Source organism: Streptomyces sp. NPDC001515 (assembly GCF_053597115.1).
In genome coordinates, this window is the sequence record NZ_JBSFHN010000006.1 from 13,119 (window position 1) to 27,909 (window position 14,791).

Annotated in this window: 15 protein-coding genes; 9 read left to right on the forward strand and 6 right to left on the reverse strand. The window is 72.0% G+C overall.

What is annotated here, in order from left to right; translation table 11 throughout:
• Positions 1–56: 56 nt before the first annotated feature.
• The 3 genes from ACWCXC_RS08860 to ACWCXC_RS08870 form a co-directional block, all read right to left on the reverse strand.
• Positions 57–725, reverse strand: a complete 669-nt coding sequence (locus ACWCXC_RS08860; protein WP_450682716.1) for a DUF6304 family protein — start codon at positions 723–725, stop codon at positions 57–59.
• Between the two features lie 406 nt (positions 726–1,131).
• Positions 1,132–2,175, reverse strand: a complete 1,044-nt coding sequence (locus ACWCXC_RS08865; protein WP_450887645.1) for a family 2 encapsulin nanocompartment cargo protein polyprenyl transferase — start codon at positions 2,173–2,175, stop codon at positions 1,132–1,134.
• 157 nt (positions 2,176–2,332) lie between these two features.
• A complete protein-coding gene (locus ACWCXC_RS08870; RefSeq protein ID WP_450685043.1) occupies positions 2,333–3,739 on the reverse strand; it encodes a family 2B encapsulin nanocompartment shell protein in 1,407 nt (468 codons plus the stop codon).
• 179 nt (positions 3,740–3,918) lie between these two features.
• Here ACWCXC_RS08870 and ACWCXC_RS08875 point away from each other — a divergent pair, with 179 nt between their 5' ends.
• From ACWCXC_RS08875 to ACWCXC_RS08890, 4 genes are all read left to right on the forward strand, one after another.
• A complete protein-coding gene (locus ACWCXC_RS08875; protein ID WP_450685042.1) occupies positions 3,919–4,374 on the forward strand; it encodes an RrF2 family transcriptional regulator in 456 nt (151 codons plus the stop codon).
• A 93-nt stretch (positions 4,375–4,467) separates the two neighbouring features.
• Positions 4,468–5,664: a globin domain-containing protein gene (locus ACWCXC_RS08880; RefSeq protein WP_450685041.1), complete on the forward strand. Its 1,197-nt coding sequence runs from the start codon at positions 4,468–4,470 to the stop codon at positions 5,662–5,664.
• A gap of 149 nt (positions 5,665–5,813) precedes the next feature.
• On the forward strand, positions 5,814–6,404 hold the full coding sequence (locus ACWCXC_RS08885) for an N-acetylmuramoyl-L-alanine amidase (protein ID WP_450685040.1): 591 nt from the start codon (positions 5,814–5,816) through the stop codon (positions 6,402–6,404).
• A 40-nt stretch (positions 6,405–6,444) separates the two neighbouring features.
• The gene (locus tag ACWCXC_RS08890) at positions 6,445–7,401 is read left to right on the forward strand and encodes a 1-aminocyclopropane-1-carboxylate deaminase/D-cysteine desulfhydrase (RefSeq protein WP_450887648.1); all 957 of its coding nucleotides are present in this window, start codon (positions 6,445–6,447) and stop codon (positions 7,399–7,401) included.
• On the opposite strand, the gene ACWCXC_RS08895 is transcribed toward ACWCXC_RS08890, so the two are convergent.
• Complete coding sequence (locus ACWCXC_RS08895) at positions 7,380–8,978, reverse strand: Na+/H+ antiporter (protein ID WP_450685038.1); 1,599 nt, start codon at positions 8,976–8,978, stop codon at positions 7,380–7,382. The genes ACWCXC_RS08890 and ACWCXC_RS08895 overlap by 22 nt on opposite strands.
• 35 nt (positions 8,979–9,013) lie before the next feature.
• Between ACWCXC_RS08895 and ACWCXC_RS08900 the strand changes: the two genes are divergently transcribed.
• The 3 genes from ACWCXC_RS08900 (at position 9,014) to ACWCXC_RS08910 (ending at position 10,897) form a co-directional block, all read left to right on the forward strand.
• Positions 9,014–9,274, forward strand: coding sequence for a UBP-type zinc finger domain-containing protein (locus tag ACWCXC_RS08900; RefSeq protein WP_450685037.1), 261 nt, complete (start codon positions 9,014–9,016; stop codon positions 9,272–9,274).
• Positions 9,275–9,506: 232 nt separating this feature from the next.
• Positions 9,507–9,920 carry an ATP-binding protein gene (locus ACWCXC_RS08905; protein WP_383634845.1) on the forward strand — a complete coding sequence of 138 codons (414 nt, stop codon included), beginning with the start codon at positions 9,507–9,509 and terminating at the stop codon, positions 9,918–9,920.
• Entirely contained in the window at positions 9,917–10,897 is a 981-nt protein-coding gene (locus tag ACWCXC_RS08910) for an RNA polymerase sigma factor SigF (RefSeq protein ID WP_450685036.1), read from the forward strand. Before ACWCXC_RS08905 ends, ACWCXC_RS08910 begins: the two co-directional genes overlap by 4 nt.
• Positions 10,898–10,907: 10 nt before the next feature.
• On the opposite strand, the gene ACWCXC_RS08915 is transcribed toward ACWCXC_RS08910, so the two are convergent.
• Complete coding sequence (locus ACWCXC_RS08915; protein ID WP_450685048.1) at positions 10,908–11,297, reverse strand: hypothetical protein; 390 nt, start codon at positions 11,295–11,297, stop codon at positions 10,908–10,910.
• 234 nt (positions 11,298–11,531) lie between these two features.
• On the opposite strand from ACWCXC_RS08915, the gene ACWCXC_RS08920 reads away from it, so the two are divergent.
• Positions 11,532–12,500 carry a diacylglycerol/lipid kinase family protein gene (locus ACWCXC_RS08920; protein WP_450685035.1) on the forward strand — a complete coding sequence of 323 codons (969 nt, stop codon included), beginning with the start codon at positions 11,532–11,534 and terminating at the stop codon, positions 12,498–12,500.
• Between the two features lie 320 nt (positions 12,501–12,820).
• Positions 12,821–13,078, forward strand: coding sequence for a WhiB family transcriptional regulator (locus ACWCXC_RS08925; RefSeq protein WP_003953983.1), 258 nt, complete (start codon positions 12,821–12,823; stop codon positions 13,076–13,078).
• A 179-nt stretch (positions 13,079–13,257) separates the two neighbouring features.
• Here ACWCXC_RS08925 and ACWCXC_RS08930 read toward each other — a convergent pair whose 3' ends face one another.
• Complete coding sequence (locus ACWCXC_RS08930) at positions 13,258–14,724, reverse strand: sensor histidine kinase (protein ID WP_450685047.1); 1,467 nt, start codon at positions 14,722–14,724, stop codon at positions 13,258–13,260.
• Positions 14,725–14,791: the final 67 nt, after the last annotated feature.

Consider the following 14,791-nt stretch of genomic DNA (forward strand, 5'->3'; position numbering starts at 1 on the left):
GATACGGGACGTGGGTGACGCCGGTTCGGGCGAAGCGGGCGGTGTGTGACGCCGGTTCAGGCCGTTTCGAGGGGGAACGCGCCCCGGTGGCCGGTGCCCGCGCCCGTGTCCGGGCGGGGTTCGAACTCCCGGCAGCTCCAGACCTCCTGGACGAAACCGCTGCGCCGGTCCCACAGACCCAGCACATCGCCCTCGCCCGCCACCTCGCGGTACGCGTCCTTCGCGCCCCGGAAGCAGGCGAGTCCGCCCGACAGGCCCCGGCTGGGTGCCGGGAAGTAGTCCGAAAAGGCACAGGCGATGCACGTCTGGAGCCGGATCCCCGGCGGCAGGGCCCGCTGGATGGTGGCGAGCGCGGAGGCGAAGTCGCTCTCGGCCCGGTGGGACCGGAACGCCGCACCCCCGTACCGCAGTTCCAGCGAGAGATACGGCTCCGGCCTGCGCAGCGACAACAGGCAACTCAGCGTCGCCTGGTGCACCTCCCCCTCCGAGGTCACCGGGAAGGGCAGGTCCCACTCCAGGAGGCAGTCGTCGAGCGCCCCGTCCGTGAGAGTGAACACCCCGCTCTCCCCGGCCACGCCCATGACGGGGCGCAGGGCGTCGAAGCTGCCGCCCTCGAAGTCGACGCCCCTGATGCGCAGGCGCAGTTGCTGTCCGTCGGTGGTGAGGATGACGGCATCGGATCCCTGTCGGTCCCGGTACCACCCGGCCCACGACTCATCTGTCATGGGCACGGACTGTAGCCCGTGGCACGGACATGCCCCCGGCCGCCCTCCGCTTACTCGGATCACCCCTGTGACCTCGGCCGATCCTCCTGCGCCGCATCTTCGCCGTACCCTCCCGCCTGCTCTGCGCCACTCCGCCGACGCCCTCTCTCCCGTTCCCGCCGCGCTCCCGGCGCGCGGCTGCCGCGTCCGGCATCCGCCGGGCGCCGCGTCGCCGCCCGAACGGCCCCTTCCGCGCGTTCCCTTCGCCGCACCCTTGGCCCGCCCGGGGACGCGGCCCGCTCCGGCCCGTCTCCCTCCTTCCCCTGGTTTCGGCTGGTCTCCCCCTGGCCCCCGCCGCGTTCCGTCCCGCGCCCGGCCGTGTGCCGACCGGGGTGCGGGCGCTCCTCGACCGCGCTCCGGCGCGCGGTCAGTGCGTCCGGCGCGTGACGAACTCCGCGAGGGCCAGCAGATCGCCCGCGGCCGACAGATCGGGCACGGCCCGGGACAGGTGGTGCACCGCGCGGGCCATCCGGTCGGCCGCGCAGACCTGCGCCCAGTCCCGGCCGCCGGCCCGGTCCACCGCCTCGGACGCCCGGCGGACGTCGGACGCCGTGCTCATCGGGCCCCGGTAGAGCGCGGCCAGCTCCGCAGCCGCCGGGGTGCCGGAGGTCAGCGCGGCGACGACCGGCAGCGACTTCTTGTGCGCGGCGAGATCGGCCCCGACGGGTTTCCCGGTCCGCGCGGTGTCGCCCCAGATGCCGATCAGGTCGTCGATGAGCTGGAAGGCCAGTCCGGCCTCGCGGCCGAAGCCGTCCATCGCGCCGACGGTCCGCTCGTCGCCGCCCGCGCAGAGCGCGCCCAGCGCGCAGGCACAGCCGAGCAGCGCCCCCGTCTTGGCCGTCGCCATGGTCAGGCACTCGTCGAGCGAGACCTCCTCCGGGCCGCGCTCCTCGAAGGCGCAGTCGGCCTGCTGGCCGGCGCACAGCTCGATGACGCACGTGGAGAGGCGGGCCGAGGCGCGGCCGGACACCGGCCGGGGGTCCTCGGCGAGGAGGCGCTGGGCCAGGGCGAGCATCGCGTCGCCCGCGATGACGGCGTCGGGGATGCCGAACACCGTCCAGGCCGTGGCCCGGTGACGGCGCGTGCGGTCCTCGTCGATGACGTCGTCGTGCAGCAGGGTGAAGTTGTGGGCCAGTTCGACGGCGACGGCCGCGCGCATGGCGTCGTCCGGGTCGCCGCCCAGCGCGCGGGCCGCGGCCAGCACGAGGGCGGGTCTGATCGCCTTTCCGGCGCCGCCCGCGGCGGGGCTGCCGTCGGCGTTCTCCCAGCCGAAGTGGTACATGGCGACGCGGCGGATCGAACCGGGCAGGGAGGCGATCGCGGCCCGCAGATGCGGATCGACGAGGGTCCGGGTGTACTCCAGGAGCGCCGCGGCCTCGTTGCCCTCGGTCGCGGCGTCGGTACGGGTCATGGTCAAACGGTCACCCCGGTCGTTGCCGTCCCGGCCCCCGGTGGCCCGGCCCGGTGGACTGCCCCGGGCACCGGCCGCCGGGGCCGGGACGTGGTGGTTGCGGTGGGTGCGCCGGCGGCGGCCGGCGGGGCCCGGACCGGGTCCGGGCCCCGCGGACTCACCGCCAGCGGCTGACCTCGACGTTCTCCAGGACACCGAGGGCGTCCGGGACGAGGACGGCCGCGGAGTAGTAGGCCGTCACGAGGTAGGAGATGATCGCCTGCTCGTCGATGCCCATGAAGCGGACGGAGAGGCTGGGCTCGATCTCGTCCGGGATGCCGGACTGCTGGAGGCCGATGACGCCCTGCTCCTGCTCGCCGGTCCTCATGCAGATGATCGACGTCGTGCGGGCGTCGGAGACCGGGATCTTGTTGCACGGGAAGATCGGGACGCCGCGCCAGGCCGGCACGTGGTGGCCGCCGACGTCGATGCTCTCGGGCACCAGCCCGCGCTTGTTGCACTCGCGGCCGAAGGCGGCGATGGCACGGGGGTGCGCGAGGAAGAGCTTGGATCCCCGGCGGCGCGAGAGCAGTTCGTCCATGTCGTCGGGGCTGGGCGCCCCGTCGTGCGGCTGGAGGCGCTGGCCGTAGTCGCAGTTGTTGAGCAGACCGAACTCGCGGTTGTTGATGAGCTCGTGCTCCTGGCGCTCGCGCAGCGCCTCGACCGTGAGCCGCAACTGCTGCTCGGTCTGGTTCATCGGCTGGTTGTAGAGGTCGGCGACCCTGCTGTGGACCTTCAGCACGGTCTGGGCGACGCTCAGTTCGTACTCGCGCGGCGCGGCCTCGTAGTCCACGAAGGTGTGCGGGACGACGGCCTCGCCGACATGGCCCGCGGAGAGGTCGATCTCCGCCTCGCCGTACTTGTTGGTGCGCTGCCGCGGCAGGGCGAGGAGCCCGTCGAGATGGGCGCGCAGCGACGGGGCGCGCTCGGCGAGGTTGAGCACATCGGCCCGGGACAGCGTCAGCACCGTGCAGTCGGTGACGGCGCGCGTCGTGTACTCCCAGGTGGCGTCACCGGCGACGAGGGAGTGGTCGCCGAAGTACGCCCCGTCGGCGAGGACGCCCAGCTTGGTCTCGTCGCCGTAGGGCCCGGTGCCGGTCTTCTCGACCTTGCCGTGCGCCAGCAGGAAAACCTGGTCCGCCTCGTCCCCGGCGGTGGCCAGGACCTGGCCGGCCGGGATCTCGCGCTGCTCGCACCGCCGGGCCAGCTCGGCCAGCGCCTCCTCGTCCGCGAAGTCCCGCAGGGCCGGGAGCTCCCCCAGCTCGGCGGGGATCACCGTCACCCGGTCCCCGGTCTGCACGAACGTGACCCGGCCGTCGCCGACCGAGTAGCTCAGTCGGCGGTTCACCCGGTAGGTGCCGCCCTGCACCTGCACCCATGGCAGCATCTTCAGCAGCCACCGCGAGGTGATCTCCTGCATCTGCGGAGCGGACTTGGTGGTCGTCGCGAGGTTCCGCGCCGCTGCCGTCCCCAGACTCTGCTGCGGGGGCAGCTGCGCGTTCTGAACCTCTTCACCAACGGACATCTGTCGTCCTCTCGAAATCATCGGCTGACCTGCGAGAAGAAGCCTTTCAGCATGAGGACTCGGGACGCCATTACACAAAAGAGTGTGACTAATCGGCCTTTGGGATGGGCACAACGGCGCGCGGCACTCCGACCCCACTATTTTGCATCCTGTATGCGTATTCACTTACGGTGACCGGCATGCGGCTGACGAGATTCACGGACGTGGCACTGCGCGTGCTGATGCGTCTCGCCGTGGTCACGGACGCCGACGAGCACCCGCCGACCACCCGCGAAGTGGCGGAGACGATGCGGGTGCCGTACTCGCACGCCGCGAAGGTGGTGGCCCGCCTCCAGCACCTCGGCCTCGTCGAGGCGCGGCGCGGCCGGGGCGGCGGCCTCGCGCTCACCGAAGCCGGCCGCACCGCCTCCATCGGCGCGCTGGTGCGCGAGCTGGAGGGCCCGGAGGACGTCGTCGAGTGCGAGGGCGCCACACCGTGCCCGCTGCGCTCGGACTGCCGGCTGCGCCACGCGCTGCGCGCGGCGACGGAGGCATTCCACGCCTCGCTCGACCCGCTCACCGTCGCGGAACTGGTCGCCTCCCCCACCGGCCCCCTGCTGCTCGGCATCGGCCGGCGGCCCCCGCAGGACGCCTGACCCACCCCCGCCGTGAGGCCCCCGGGAACGGGCTCCTACACTGCCCTTAAATGCGCATCTGAGATGCCAATTCAGAGAACCGAGGAGGATCCGATGCTCTCCGAGCAGTCGACCGCCACCGTCCGTGCCAGCCTGCCCGCCGTCGGCGCGGCCATCGGGGACATCGCCGATCTCTTCTACACGAAGCTCTTCGACGCCCACCCTGAGCTGCTGCGCGACCTGTTCAACCGGGGCAACCAGGCATCCGGGGCGCAGCGCCAGGCGCTCGCCGGGTCCATAGCCGCGTTCGCGACCCAGCTGGTCGAGCGCCCCGGCGCCCGGCCGGACGTGATGCTCGACCGCATCGCGCACAAGCACGCCTCGCTGGGCGTCACCCCCGCCCAGTACGACGTCGTGCACACCCACCTGTTCGCGGCCATCGCCGAGGTGCTGGGCGACGCCGTCACCCCCGAGGTCGCGGCGGCCTGGGACGAGGTCTACTGGCTCATGGCCAACGCCCTCATCGCCATCGAGGAGCGGCTCTACGCGCAGCAGGGCGTCGTCGTCGGGGACGTCTGGCGCACCTGGGAGGTGATCGGCCGCACCGAGGAGACCCCGGACGTCGCGAGCTTCCGCCTCCGCCCCGCCGACGGCTCGCCCGCCCCCGCCTTCCGCCCCGGCCAGTACGTGTCCGTCCAGGTCGAACTGGCCGACGGGGCCCACCAGATACGCCAGTACAGCCTCTCCTCCGCCCCCGGCTCCCCGTACCGCACCATCACCGTCAAGCGCGTGCCCGGCGACCGGGCGCCCGACGGCGAGGTGTCCCGCCATCTGCACGCCCACGTCCACGAGGGCGACACCCTCCGCGTCTCGGCGCCCTACGGCGACCTCGTCCTGAAGTCCGCCGACGCCCCCCTGCTGCTGGCCTCCGCGGGCATCGGCTGCACCCCGATCCTGGCGATGCTGGAGCATCTGGCGGGAACCGGCCACAGCGCCCCGGTGACCGTGGTGCACGGCGACCGCTCCCCCGCCGACCACGCGCTGCGCGCCGACCACGCCCTGTTCACCGGGAAGCTGCCGGATGCCGCCGCGCACTTCTGGTACGAGAACCCGGAGCCGGGCCACCCCGCCGACCGCACCGGACTGGTCGACCTCTCCGGGGTGGCGGTCGCCCCCGGCACCCACGCCTACCTCTGCGGCCCGCTGCCCTTCATGCGCGCCGTCCGCACCCAACTGCTCGCCAAGGGCGTCCCTGCCGCCGACATCCACTACGAGGTCTTCGGCCCGGACCTCTGGCTCGCCCAGGACTGAAACAACGCGCCGCGCACGCGGATTGACCGGATCGGCTCGCACAGCATCCGAACAGGGCCCCGGACCACCCGCCCGAGTGGTCCGGGGCCCCGGCGGTCGGGTAGAAGCCCTGTACGGACATATTCCCCCCACGTACGAAGGAGTCGGTCATGTCCACACCCATGTCCGCGAGCACCTTCCTCGCCGCCCTGAAGAACGAGGGGCTCACCGTGGTCCAGGTCGGCGAGTGGCGTACGCACAACCGCAACCACAAGGGCGCCTGGGGACCCGTCAACGGGGTGATGATCCATCACACCGCCACCCGGGGCACCGCCTCCACGGTCCGGATCTGCCGCGACGGCTACCCGGCCCTGCCGGGCCCGCTCTGCCACGGGGTGATCGCCAAGGACGGCCGGGTCCACCTCGTGGGCTACGGCCGGGCCAACCACGCCGGTCTCGGCGACGACGACGTCCTGCGCGCGGTGATCGCCGAGAAGGGCCTGCCGCCGGACAACGAGTCCAACACCGACGGCAACCGGCACTTCTACGGCTTCGAGTGCGAGAACCTCGGCGACGGCAAGGACCCCTGGCCCGCCGTCCAGCTCGACGCCATCGCGCGGGCCTCGGCCGCCGTCTGCCGCCACCACCGCTGGACCTCCCGGTCGGTCATCGGCCACCGCGAGTGGCAGCCCGGCAAGGTCGATCCGCGCGGCTTCTCCATGACGTCCATGCGCGCCCGCGTCCACGAACGCCTGAAGTAGCCGGGCGCCCGCACCGGCGGCGACCGGCGACAATGGGCACATGCCCGCCACGCCTCCCGGAGCGCCGGGCCGGGACCCGGACCTCTCCGGGCTGCGGCCGGCGCTCCCCTCGCCCCTCCGGCCCGTTCACGACGAACGGTTCGCCCACCGCGGCGTCACGCTCCTGCTCAAGCGCGACGATCTGATCCACCCGGATCTGCCGGGCAACAAGTGGCGCAAACTCGCCCCGACCATCGCGGCGGCGGCCGGCCGGCCGCTGCTGACCTTCGGCGGGGCCTACTCCAACCATCTGCGGGCCACGGCCGCGGCGGGCCGGCTGCTGGGCTTCGGCACCGTCGGGATCGTCCGGGGCGACGAACTGGCCGGCCGGCCCCTCAACCCCTCGCTCGCCCGGTGCGCGGCCGACGGCATGCGGCTGCGCTTCGTGGACCGCCGGACCTACCGCGCCAAGGACGACCCCGCCGTCCTGGCGGAGCTGCTGAAGGGCCACGAGGAGTGCGTCGTCGTCCCGGAGGGCGGCAGCAACGCCCTGGCCGCACGGGGCTGTACGGAGCTGGGGCGCGAACTGCGCGGGGCGGCGGACGTGGTGGCGGTCGCCTGCGGAACCGGCGGCACGCTGGCCGGACTCGCCGCCGGTCTGGCCCCCGGGCAGCGGGCCCTCGGCGTCCCGGTCCTGCGCGGCGGCTTCCTCGGCGACGCCGTACGCGCCCTCCAGCGCGAGGCGTTCGGCGGTCCGGCCGGCGACTGGTGGCTGGAGGAACGCTTCCACTTCGGCGGCTACGCCCGGACGACCCCCGCGCTGCACGCCTTCGCCGACGCGTTCGAGGACCGCCACGGACTGCCGGTCGAACGGCTCTATGTGGCCAAACTCCTGTACGCCCTCACGGCACTCGCCGAGGAGGGCGCCTTCCCGGCCGGCTCCGCGGTCGCGGCGGTCGTCACCGGCCGCCCGGAGCCGGCCGGCGAGGCGCCGGGTCAGCCGGACTCCTCCCGGTAGGCCGCCGCCTCCTCCAGGTCCAGCCGTCTCAGCAGGGTGCGCATCATCTCGTCGTCGATGCTCCGCTCGTCCCGCAGCCGGACGAAGACCTCGCGCTCGGCCTCGATCATCTCGCCGGCCAGCCGCCGGTAGGTGTCGTCGGCGGACTCCCCGGTGACCGGATTGGCCGCGCCCAGCCGTTCCCACACGGCGTTGCGGCGGCGCTCCAGCACGGTGCGCAGCCGGTCCGTGAGCGGCTGGGGCAGGTGGTTGCGCCGGTCCGCGAGCAGTTCCTCCAGACGCGCCTCGGCCGCCGCGGACGCCTGGCTCTGGGCCTGCGCCTCGGCCAGCGTCTCGGCCCGCGCGTCACGGCCCGGGAGCTTCAGCACGCGCACGAGCACGGGCAGGGTGAGGCCCTGGATCACCAGGGTGCCGATGACCGTGGTGAAGGTGAGGAACAGCACCAGGTTGCGCGCCGGGAAGTCGTCGCCGGCGCTGGTGACCATCGGGATGGAGAAGGCGATGGCCAGCGAGACGACCCCGCGCATCCCGGCCCAGCCGACGATCAGCGGCGAGGTCCAGTTGGTCTCGGGTTCCCTTCTCCTGATGCGCGCGGACAGCGCGCGCGGGAGATAGGTGGCGGGGTAGACCCAGAGGAACCGGACCACGACGACCGCCAGGAACACCGCGACCGCGTACCAGAGGGCCTCGTCCACGGCGTACGCGCCGAGTCCCTTCAGGACGACGGGCAACTGGAGGCCGATCAGGGTGAAGACGGCCGACTCCAGGACGAACGCGACCATCTTCCAGACGGCGGCCTCCTGGAGCCGGGTGGCGAAGTCGACCTGCCAGGAGCGGTGGCCCAGATAGAGGGCGACGACGACCACGGCCAGCACGCCCGAGGCGTGCACGCGCTCGGCCGCCGCGTAGGCGACGAAGGGGATGAGGAGCGACAGGGTGTTCTGGAGGAGCGGTTCGGTGAGGTGGGTGCGCAGCCAGTGCAGCGGGACCATGAGCAGCAGGCCGACGCCGACCCCGCCGACCGAGGCCAGCAGGAACTCCCCGACGCCCTCGCCCCAGCTCATGCCCTCGCCCACGGCGGCGGCCAGGGCCACCTTGTAGGCGGTGATCGCGGTGGCGTCGTTAACCAGGGACTCGCCCTGGAGGATCGTGGTGACGCGGGCCGGGAGACCGACCCTGCGGGCGATGGCGGCGGCGGTCACCGCGTCCGGCGGGGCGATCACCGCGCCGAGCACCAGGGCCGCGGTGAGCGGCAGATCGGGCACCAGCCGGTACGCCAGCCACCCCACCGCCACGGTCGCGAACAGCACATAGCCGACCGAGAGCAGCGCGACCGGGCGGATGTTGGCGCGCAGGTCCAGGTAGGAGCTGTCCACCGCGGCGGTGTAGAGCAGCGGCGGCAGCAGGAGCGGCAGCACGATGTGCGCGTCCAGGGTGTAGGTGGGCACACCCGGCACGTACGCCCCGATCAGCCCCAGGGCAACCAGCAGCAGGGGGGCGGGCACCGGCGTGCGGCGGGCCAGTCCCGCCGTCGCGGCGCTCGCCGCGACCAGTGCCACCAGGGGCAGAGCGTCCATCTCACGGTCCTCGCATCCGTCGTAACCTGGCCATCATGAGTGAGTGCCCGCACGTATCGGACCTGCCGCGCCCCGAGCCCGCGCCCCTCGCCGCGACCTGCCCGGCGTGCGAGGAGGCGGGCACCCACCCCGTGCAGCTGCGACTCTGCCTGATCTGCGGCCATGTCGGCTGCTGCGATTCCTCGCCGGGACGGCATGCGACGGGGCACTTCGAGAAGACCGGTCACGCGGTGATGCGGAGCTTCGAACCCGGCGAGAGCTGGCGCTGGTGCTTCGAGGACGGTTCGATCGTGTGACGTCTGGGTACGTCAAACCGGCGCCTGTTGTTCGGCATTGACCGCCACACACCCCTAGGCACCGTGCGTACGCATGGGCTTACCATGAGTGACAGTCATGGGACGGGGTTTCGGCGACACGGCATCATGGATCGCGATAGCGTCGCCGGACCAAGAACCGAAGACGTACCACATGGCTCCGGGGCGCCCTTCCCGGATCCTCGAACGAGTTTGTGCCACCTTGGAGGTGAGGGTGTCCCAGATCGCAGGCGAGCCCGGGAATCAGGACTTCGTAGAGGTCCGGCTGCCCGCTGCGGGTGCCTACCTGTCGGTGCTGAGAACGGCCACGGCCGGCCTCGCAGCCCGTTTGGACTTCACGCTCGACGAGATCGAGGACCTTCGCATCGCGGTCGACGAGGCCTGCGCGATCCTGCTCCAGCAGGCCGTGCCCGGCTCCGTCCTCAGCTGCGTGTTCCGGCTCGTCGACGATTCGCTCGAGGTGACGGTGGCGGCTCCGACCACCGACGGCCGGGCGCCGGAGCGCGACACCTTCGCCTGGACGGTGCTCTCCGCGCTGGCCGGAAAGGTCGACTCCTCGGTCGGCGACGACAACACGGTCAGCATCAGCCTGTACAAACAGCGCGGCGCGGGACCCGGGCCGGCGTGAGCGACGGGAACGGGGACGGTCCGGTGCGGGACGAGACGATCCGACCGGGGGTGGCGCGCCCGGCGGGCATCCCCGAGCAGCAGGCCCTGCCGCATCCGGTGGACGGGGCGGACCTCGCCCGTGCGGTGGACGGGGCGCAGAGGCCCGCGGGCCGTACGGTCGCGGTGGAGCAGTCGCAGGCGGAGCGGGCAGGCCAGATGAGCGAGCACGGACACCACGACCCACACGACCGCAGCGGGGCGCGGGCGTTGTTCATCGAGCTGGGCAGGCTGCCCGACGGCTCGCCCGAGAAGGCCGAGCTGCGCAACCGGCTGGTGCGGATGCATCTGCCGCTGGTGGAGCATCTGGCCCGGCGCTTCCGCAACCGCGGCGAGCCGCTGGACGACCTCACCCAGGTCGCCACGATCGGTCTGATCAAGTCGGTGGACCGGTTCGACCCGGAGCGCGGCGTCGAGTTCTCGACATACGCGACGCCGACGGTCGTCGGCGAGATCAAGCGGCACTTCCGGGACAAGGGCTGGGCGGTGCGGGTGCCGCGCCGCCTCCAGGAGCTGCGGCTCTCGCTGACCTCGGCGACCGCCGAACTCTCCCAGCTGCACGGCCGCTCGCCCACGGTGCACGAACTGGCGGAGCGGCTGGGGATCTCCGAGGAAGAGGTCCTGGAGGGGCTGGAATCGGCCAATGCGTACAGCACGCTGTCGCTGGACGTGCCGGACACGGACGACGAGTCCCCCGCCGTCGCGGACACCCTGGGCTCGGAGGACGAGGCGCTGGAGGGCGTCGAGTACCGCGAGTCGCTGAAGCCGCTGCTGGAGGACCTGCCGCCGCGCGAGAAGCGGATTCTGCTGCTGCGGTTCTTCGGCAACATGACCCAGTCGCAGATCGCGCAGGAGGTCGGCATCTCGCAGATGCACGTCTCCCGGCTGCTGGCCCGCACCCTGGCCCAGCTGCGCGAGCGGCTGCTGGTCGAGGAGTAGGCCGCCGGGTTCAGGCCCCGGTGTCCGCGCCGGGGTCCGTACCCGGCCTGCGGATGCCGAGGGCCTGGATGGTCGCGGGCCTGGCCAGCTGGAAGAGCGCGGTGAGCGCGACGGCGGCGAGCACGATCCCGGCCGGGATCAGCGCGCCGTGCGAGCGCAGCAGCGTCCAGGCCACCGGCAGCGCGATGATCTGGGTGATCAGGGCCGGTCCCCGGCTCCAGGCGCGCCGGCGGAGCAGACCCCGGGCGGCGGCCAGCGGGATCAGCCCGAGCGCGATCAGCGTCAGCCCGCCCATCTCGGCCTGCTGCGGGCTGTCGGGGCGCCCGAGCAGTCCCATGACGAGCATGTAGACGCCGCCGACGACGAGGGCGGCGCCCTCCAGCACGTTGAGTCCGGCCACGAGCGCGATCCTGGCCGGTTTGGGGGGCTCGGCCATCGGCGGCGGCGAGGGCGCGTTCTCCTGAGTACTCACCCCAGCAGGTTGGCATCCCGGGGCCGCGAAAGCGAAGCCGGGGTCGCCGCGCCCCCCGTACGGCTCCGTCGTGCGGGCCCACCGCGCCCGCACCCTCACGCAGCGTGATGCCGTGCGGGCAGGACTTCAGGCCCGTACGCCGCGGTAGGTACCCTGGCGGACATGCGCGCACTTCTCGTGGTCAATCCAGCTGCTACCACCACCAGTGCGCGGACCCGTGACGTGCTCATCCACGCGCTGGCCAGCGAGATGAAGCTGGAGGCCGTGACCACGGAGTACCGCGGGCACGCGCGGGACCTGGGACGGCAGGCCGCGGAGAGCGACGACATCGATCTCGTGGTGGCGCTCGGCGGGGACGGCACGGTCAACGAGGTCGTGAACGGGCTGCTGCACAACGGCCCCGACCTCGACCACCTGCCGAAGCTGGCCGTGGTCCCCGGCGGCTCCACCAATGTCTTCGCCCGCGCCCTGGGACTGCCCAACGACGCGGTGGAGGCGACCGGCGCGATCCTGGACGCGCTGGCGAACCGTACGGAGCGCACGGTGGGGCTCGGTCTCGCGGCCGGCACCCCGGGATCCGAGGACGAATCCGTCCCCGCGCGCTGGTTCACGTTCTGCGCCGGCCTCGGATTCGACGCCGGCGTGGTCGGCCGGGTCGAACAGCGGCGGGAACGCGGCAAGCGGTCGACGCACGCGCTCTATGTCCGCCAGGTGGTCCGGCAATTCCTCGAAGAACCGAACCGGCGCAAGGGTTCGATCACACTGGAGGTGCCCGGAGAGGATCCGGTCACCGATCTCGTGCTCTCCATAATCTGCAACACGGCGCCCTGGACCTACCTGGGGAACAAGCCGATATACGCCTCCCCCGGGGCCACCTTCGACACCGCCCTGGACGTCCTCGGCCTGCGGAGACTCTCCACTCCGGCGGTCGCCCGGTACGCGACCCAGCTGCTGACGTCGAGCCCCGAGAAGGGGCCGCGCGGCAAGCACGCCGTTTCCCTGCACGACCTGACGGACTTCACCTTGCATTCCAAGGCGCCACTGCCCTTCCAGATGGACGGCGACCACTTGGGACTGCGTACGAGTGTGACGTTCACAGGCGTTCGCCGTGCACTGCGTGTGATTGTGTGAGTGGAAGGGACCAAAGTCCTTTAACTCGAACGTTTGGACTGGGCTCCACCCTCTAGAAGTACGGCTGTGACCTAGCCGACACCGAGGAATCAAAAAAAACTTTCCAGAAGGGGTTGTATCCGTCGCCGAGGTTTGCGAATCTCTACATGGCGATCGGGACGGCCCGCAACATCGGCCTCCACTGAGAGCCAGAACCCCTCCTCACCGCACAGGTCCACAACCAGTTCATCTGGGCGTTGGCCCGACTCGTGCGGAGGGATTCGTGAAAGCGTTCACATTCACAAGCAACAGTTACGTAATACCAAGGAGAGGTAGCAGCCATGGACTGGCGTCACAACGCCGTTTGTCGTGAGGAAGACCCCGAGCTGTTCTTCCCCATCGGCAACACCGGTCCTGCGCTGCTGCAGATCGAGGAAGCCAAGGCCGTCTGCCGTCGCTGCCCCGTCATGGAGCAGTGCCTGCAGTGGGCGCTCGAGTCCGGCCAGGACTCCGGCGTCTGGGGTGGCCTCAGCGAGGACGAGCGCCGCGCAATGAAGCGCCGCGCCGCTCGTAACCGGGCGCGCAACGCCAGCGCCTGACCGACGCCACCGCTACGAACCTCAGCCAGGCGGCGCGTACAGCGCGTACGCACCATCCCGCCCCCCGAGTCGCAGCGCGCAGTACCCCCGAAGCGCATGCTTGACCAGAGAGCCCGGACCGTCACCCACGGTCCGGGCTCTCTGCCGTGCGCGCCGCCGCGCGGAGGAGGCGGCGGACGCTACTTCGCGGCGCGGACCGGAATGTCGAGGACGACCTGCGTGCCGCGCTCCGGGGCCGGGACCATGCCGAAGGTGCCGCCCAGCTCCCCCTCCACCAGGGTCCGCACGATCTGGAGCCCGAGATTGCCGGCCCGCTGCGGGTCGAAGCCCTCGGGCAGACCGCAGCCGTCGTCCTGGACGGTGATGAGCAGCCGCGCCTCGGTGGGCGAGCCGCCCCGGACCGCCGAGACCTCGACGGTGCCGGACTCCGCGACGCCGAAGGCGTGTTCCAGGGCGTTCTGCATCACCTCGGTGAGGACCATCGAGAGCGGGGTGGCCACCTCCGCGTCCAGCACCCCGAAGCGTCCGGTGCGGCGGCAGGTCACCTTGCCCGGCGAGATCTCCGCGACCATCGCGATGACCCGGTCCGCGATCTCGTCGAACTCCACCCGCTCGTCCAGATTCTGGGACAGCGTCTCATGGACGATGGCGATCGAACCGACGCGCCTGACCGCCTCGTTGAGCGCCTCGCGGCCCTGCGGGGACTCCATCCGGCGGGCCTGGAGCCGCAACAGGGCGGCCACCGTCTGGAGGTTGTTCTTCACCCGGTGGTGGATCTCCCGGATGGTCGCGTCCTTGGTGATCAACTCACGTTCGCGGCGGCGCAGTTCGGTGACGTCACGGAGCAGGACCAGGGAGCCGATGCGGACGCCCTTGGGCTTGAGCGGGATGGCGCGGAGCTGGATGACCCCGCCGGCGCACTCGACCTCGAACTCCCGGGGCGCGTAGCCGCTGGCCATTTTGACCAGGGCCTCGTCCACCGGGCCCCGGGAGGGGGCGAGTTCGGCGGTGATGCCGCCGAGGTGCTGGCCGACCAGGTCGGAGGCGAGACCGAGCCGGTGGTAGGCGGAGAGGCCGTTGGGACTGGCGTACTGCACCACGCCGTCGGCGTCGAGCCGGATCAGTCCGTCGCCGACCCGGGGCGAGGCGTCCATGTCGACCTGCTGGCCGGGAAAGGGAAAGGCCCCCGCCGCGATCATCTGGGCCAGGTCGGAGGCGGACTGGAGATAGGTGAGCTCCAGCCGCGAGGGGGTGCGGACGGTGAGGAGGTTGGTGTTGCGGGCGATGACGCCGAGGACCCGGCCCTCCCGGCGCACGGGGATCGACTCGACCCGTACGGGCACCTCCTCGCGCCACTCCGGGTCCCCCTCGCGCACGATCCGGCCCTCGTCCAGGGCGGCGTCCAGCAGCGGCCTGCGGCCGCGCGGCACCAGATGGCCGACCATGTCGTCCTGGTAGGAGGTGGGACCGGTGTTGGGCCGCATCTGGGCGACGGACACATAGCGGGTGCCGTCGCGGGTGGGGACCCAGAGAACGAGGTCGGCGAAGGAGAGGTCGGAGAGCAGCTGCCACTCCGAGACCAGCAGGTGGAGCCATTCCAGGTCGGAATCGCTCAGGGCGGTGTGCTGGCGTACGAGGTCGTTCATGGAGGGCACGGGTGCGAGCGTACCCGCGCCCGCGCACGGCATCGAACCGGGCGGCCCGCCCGTCCGT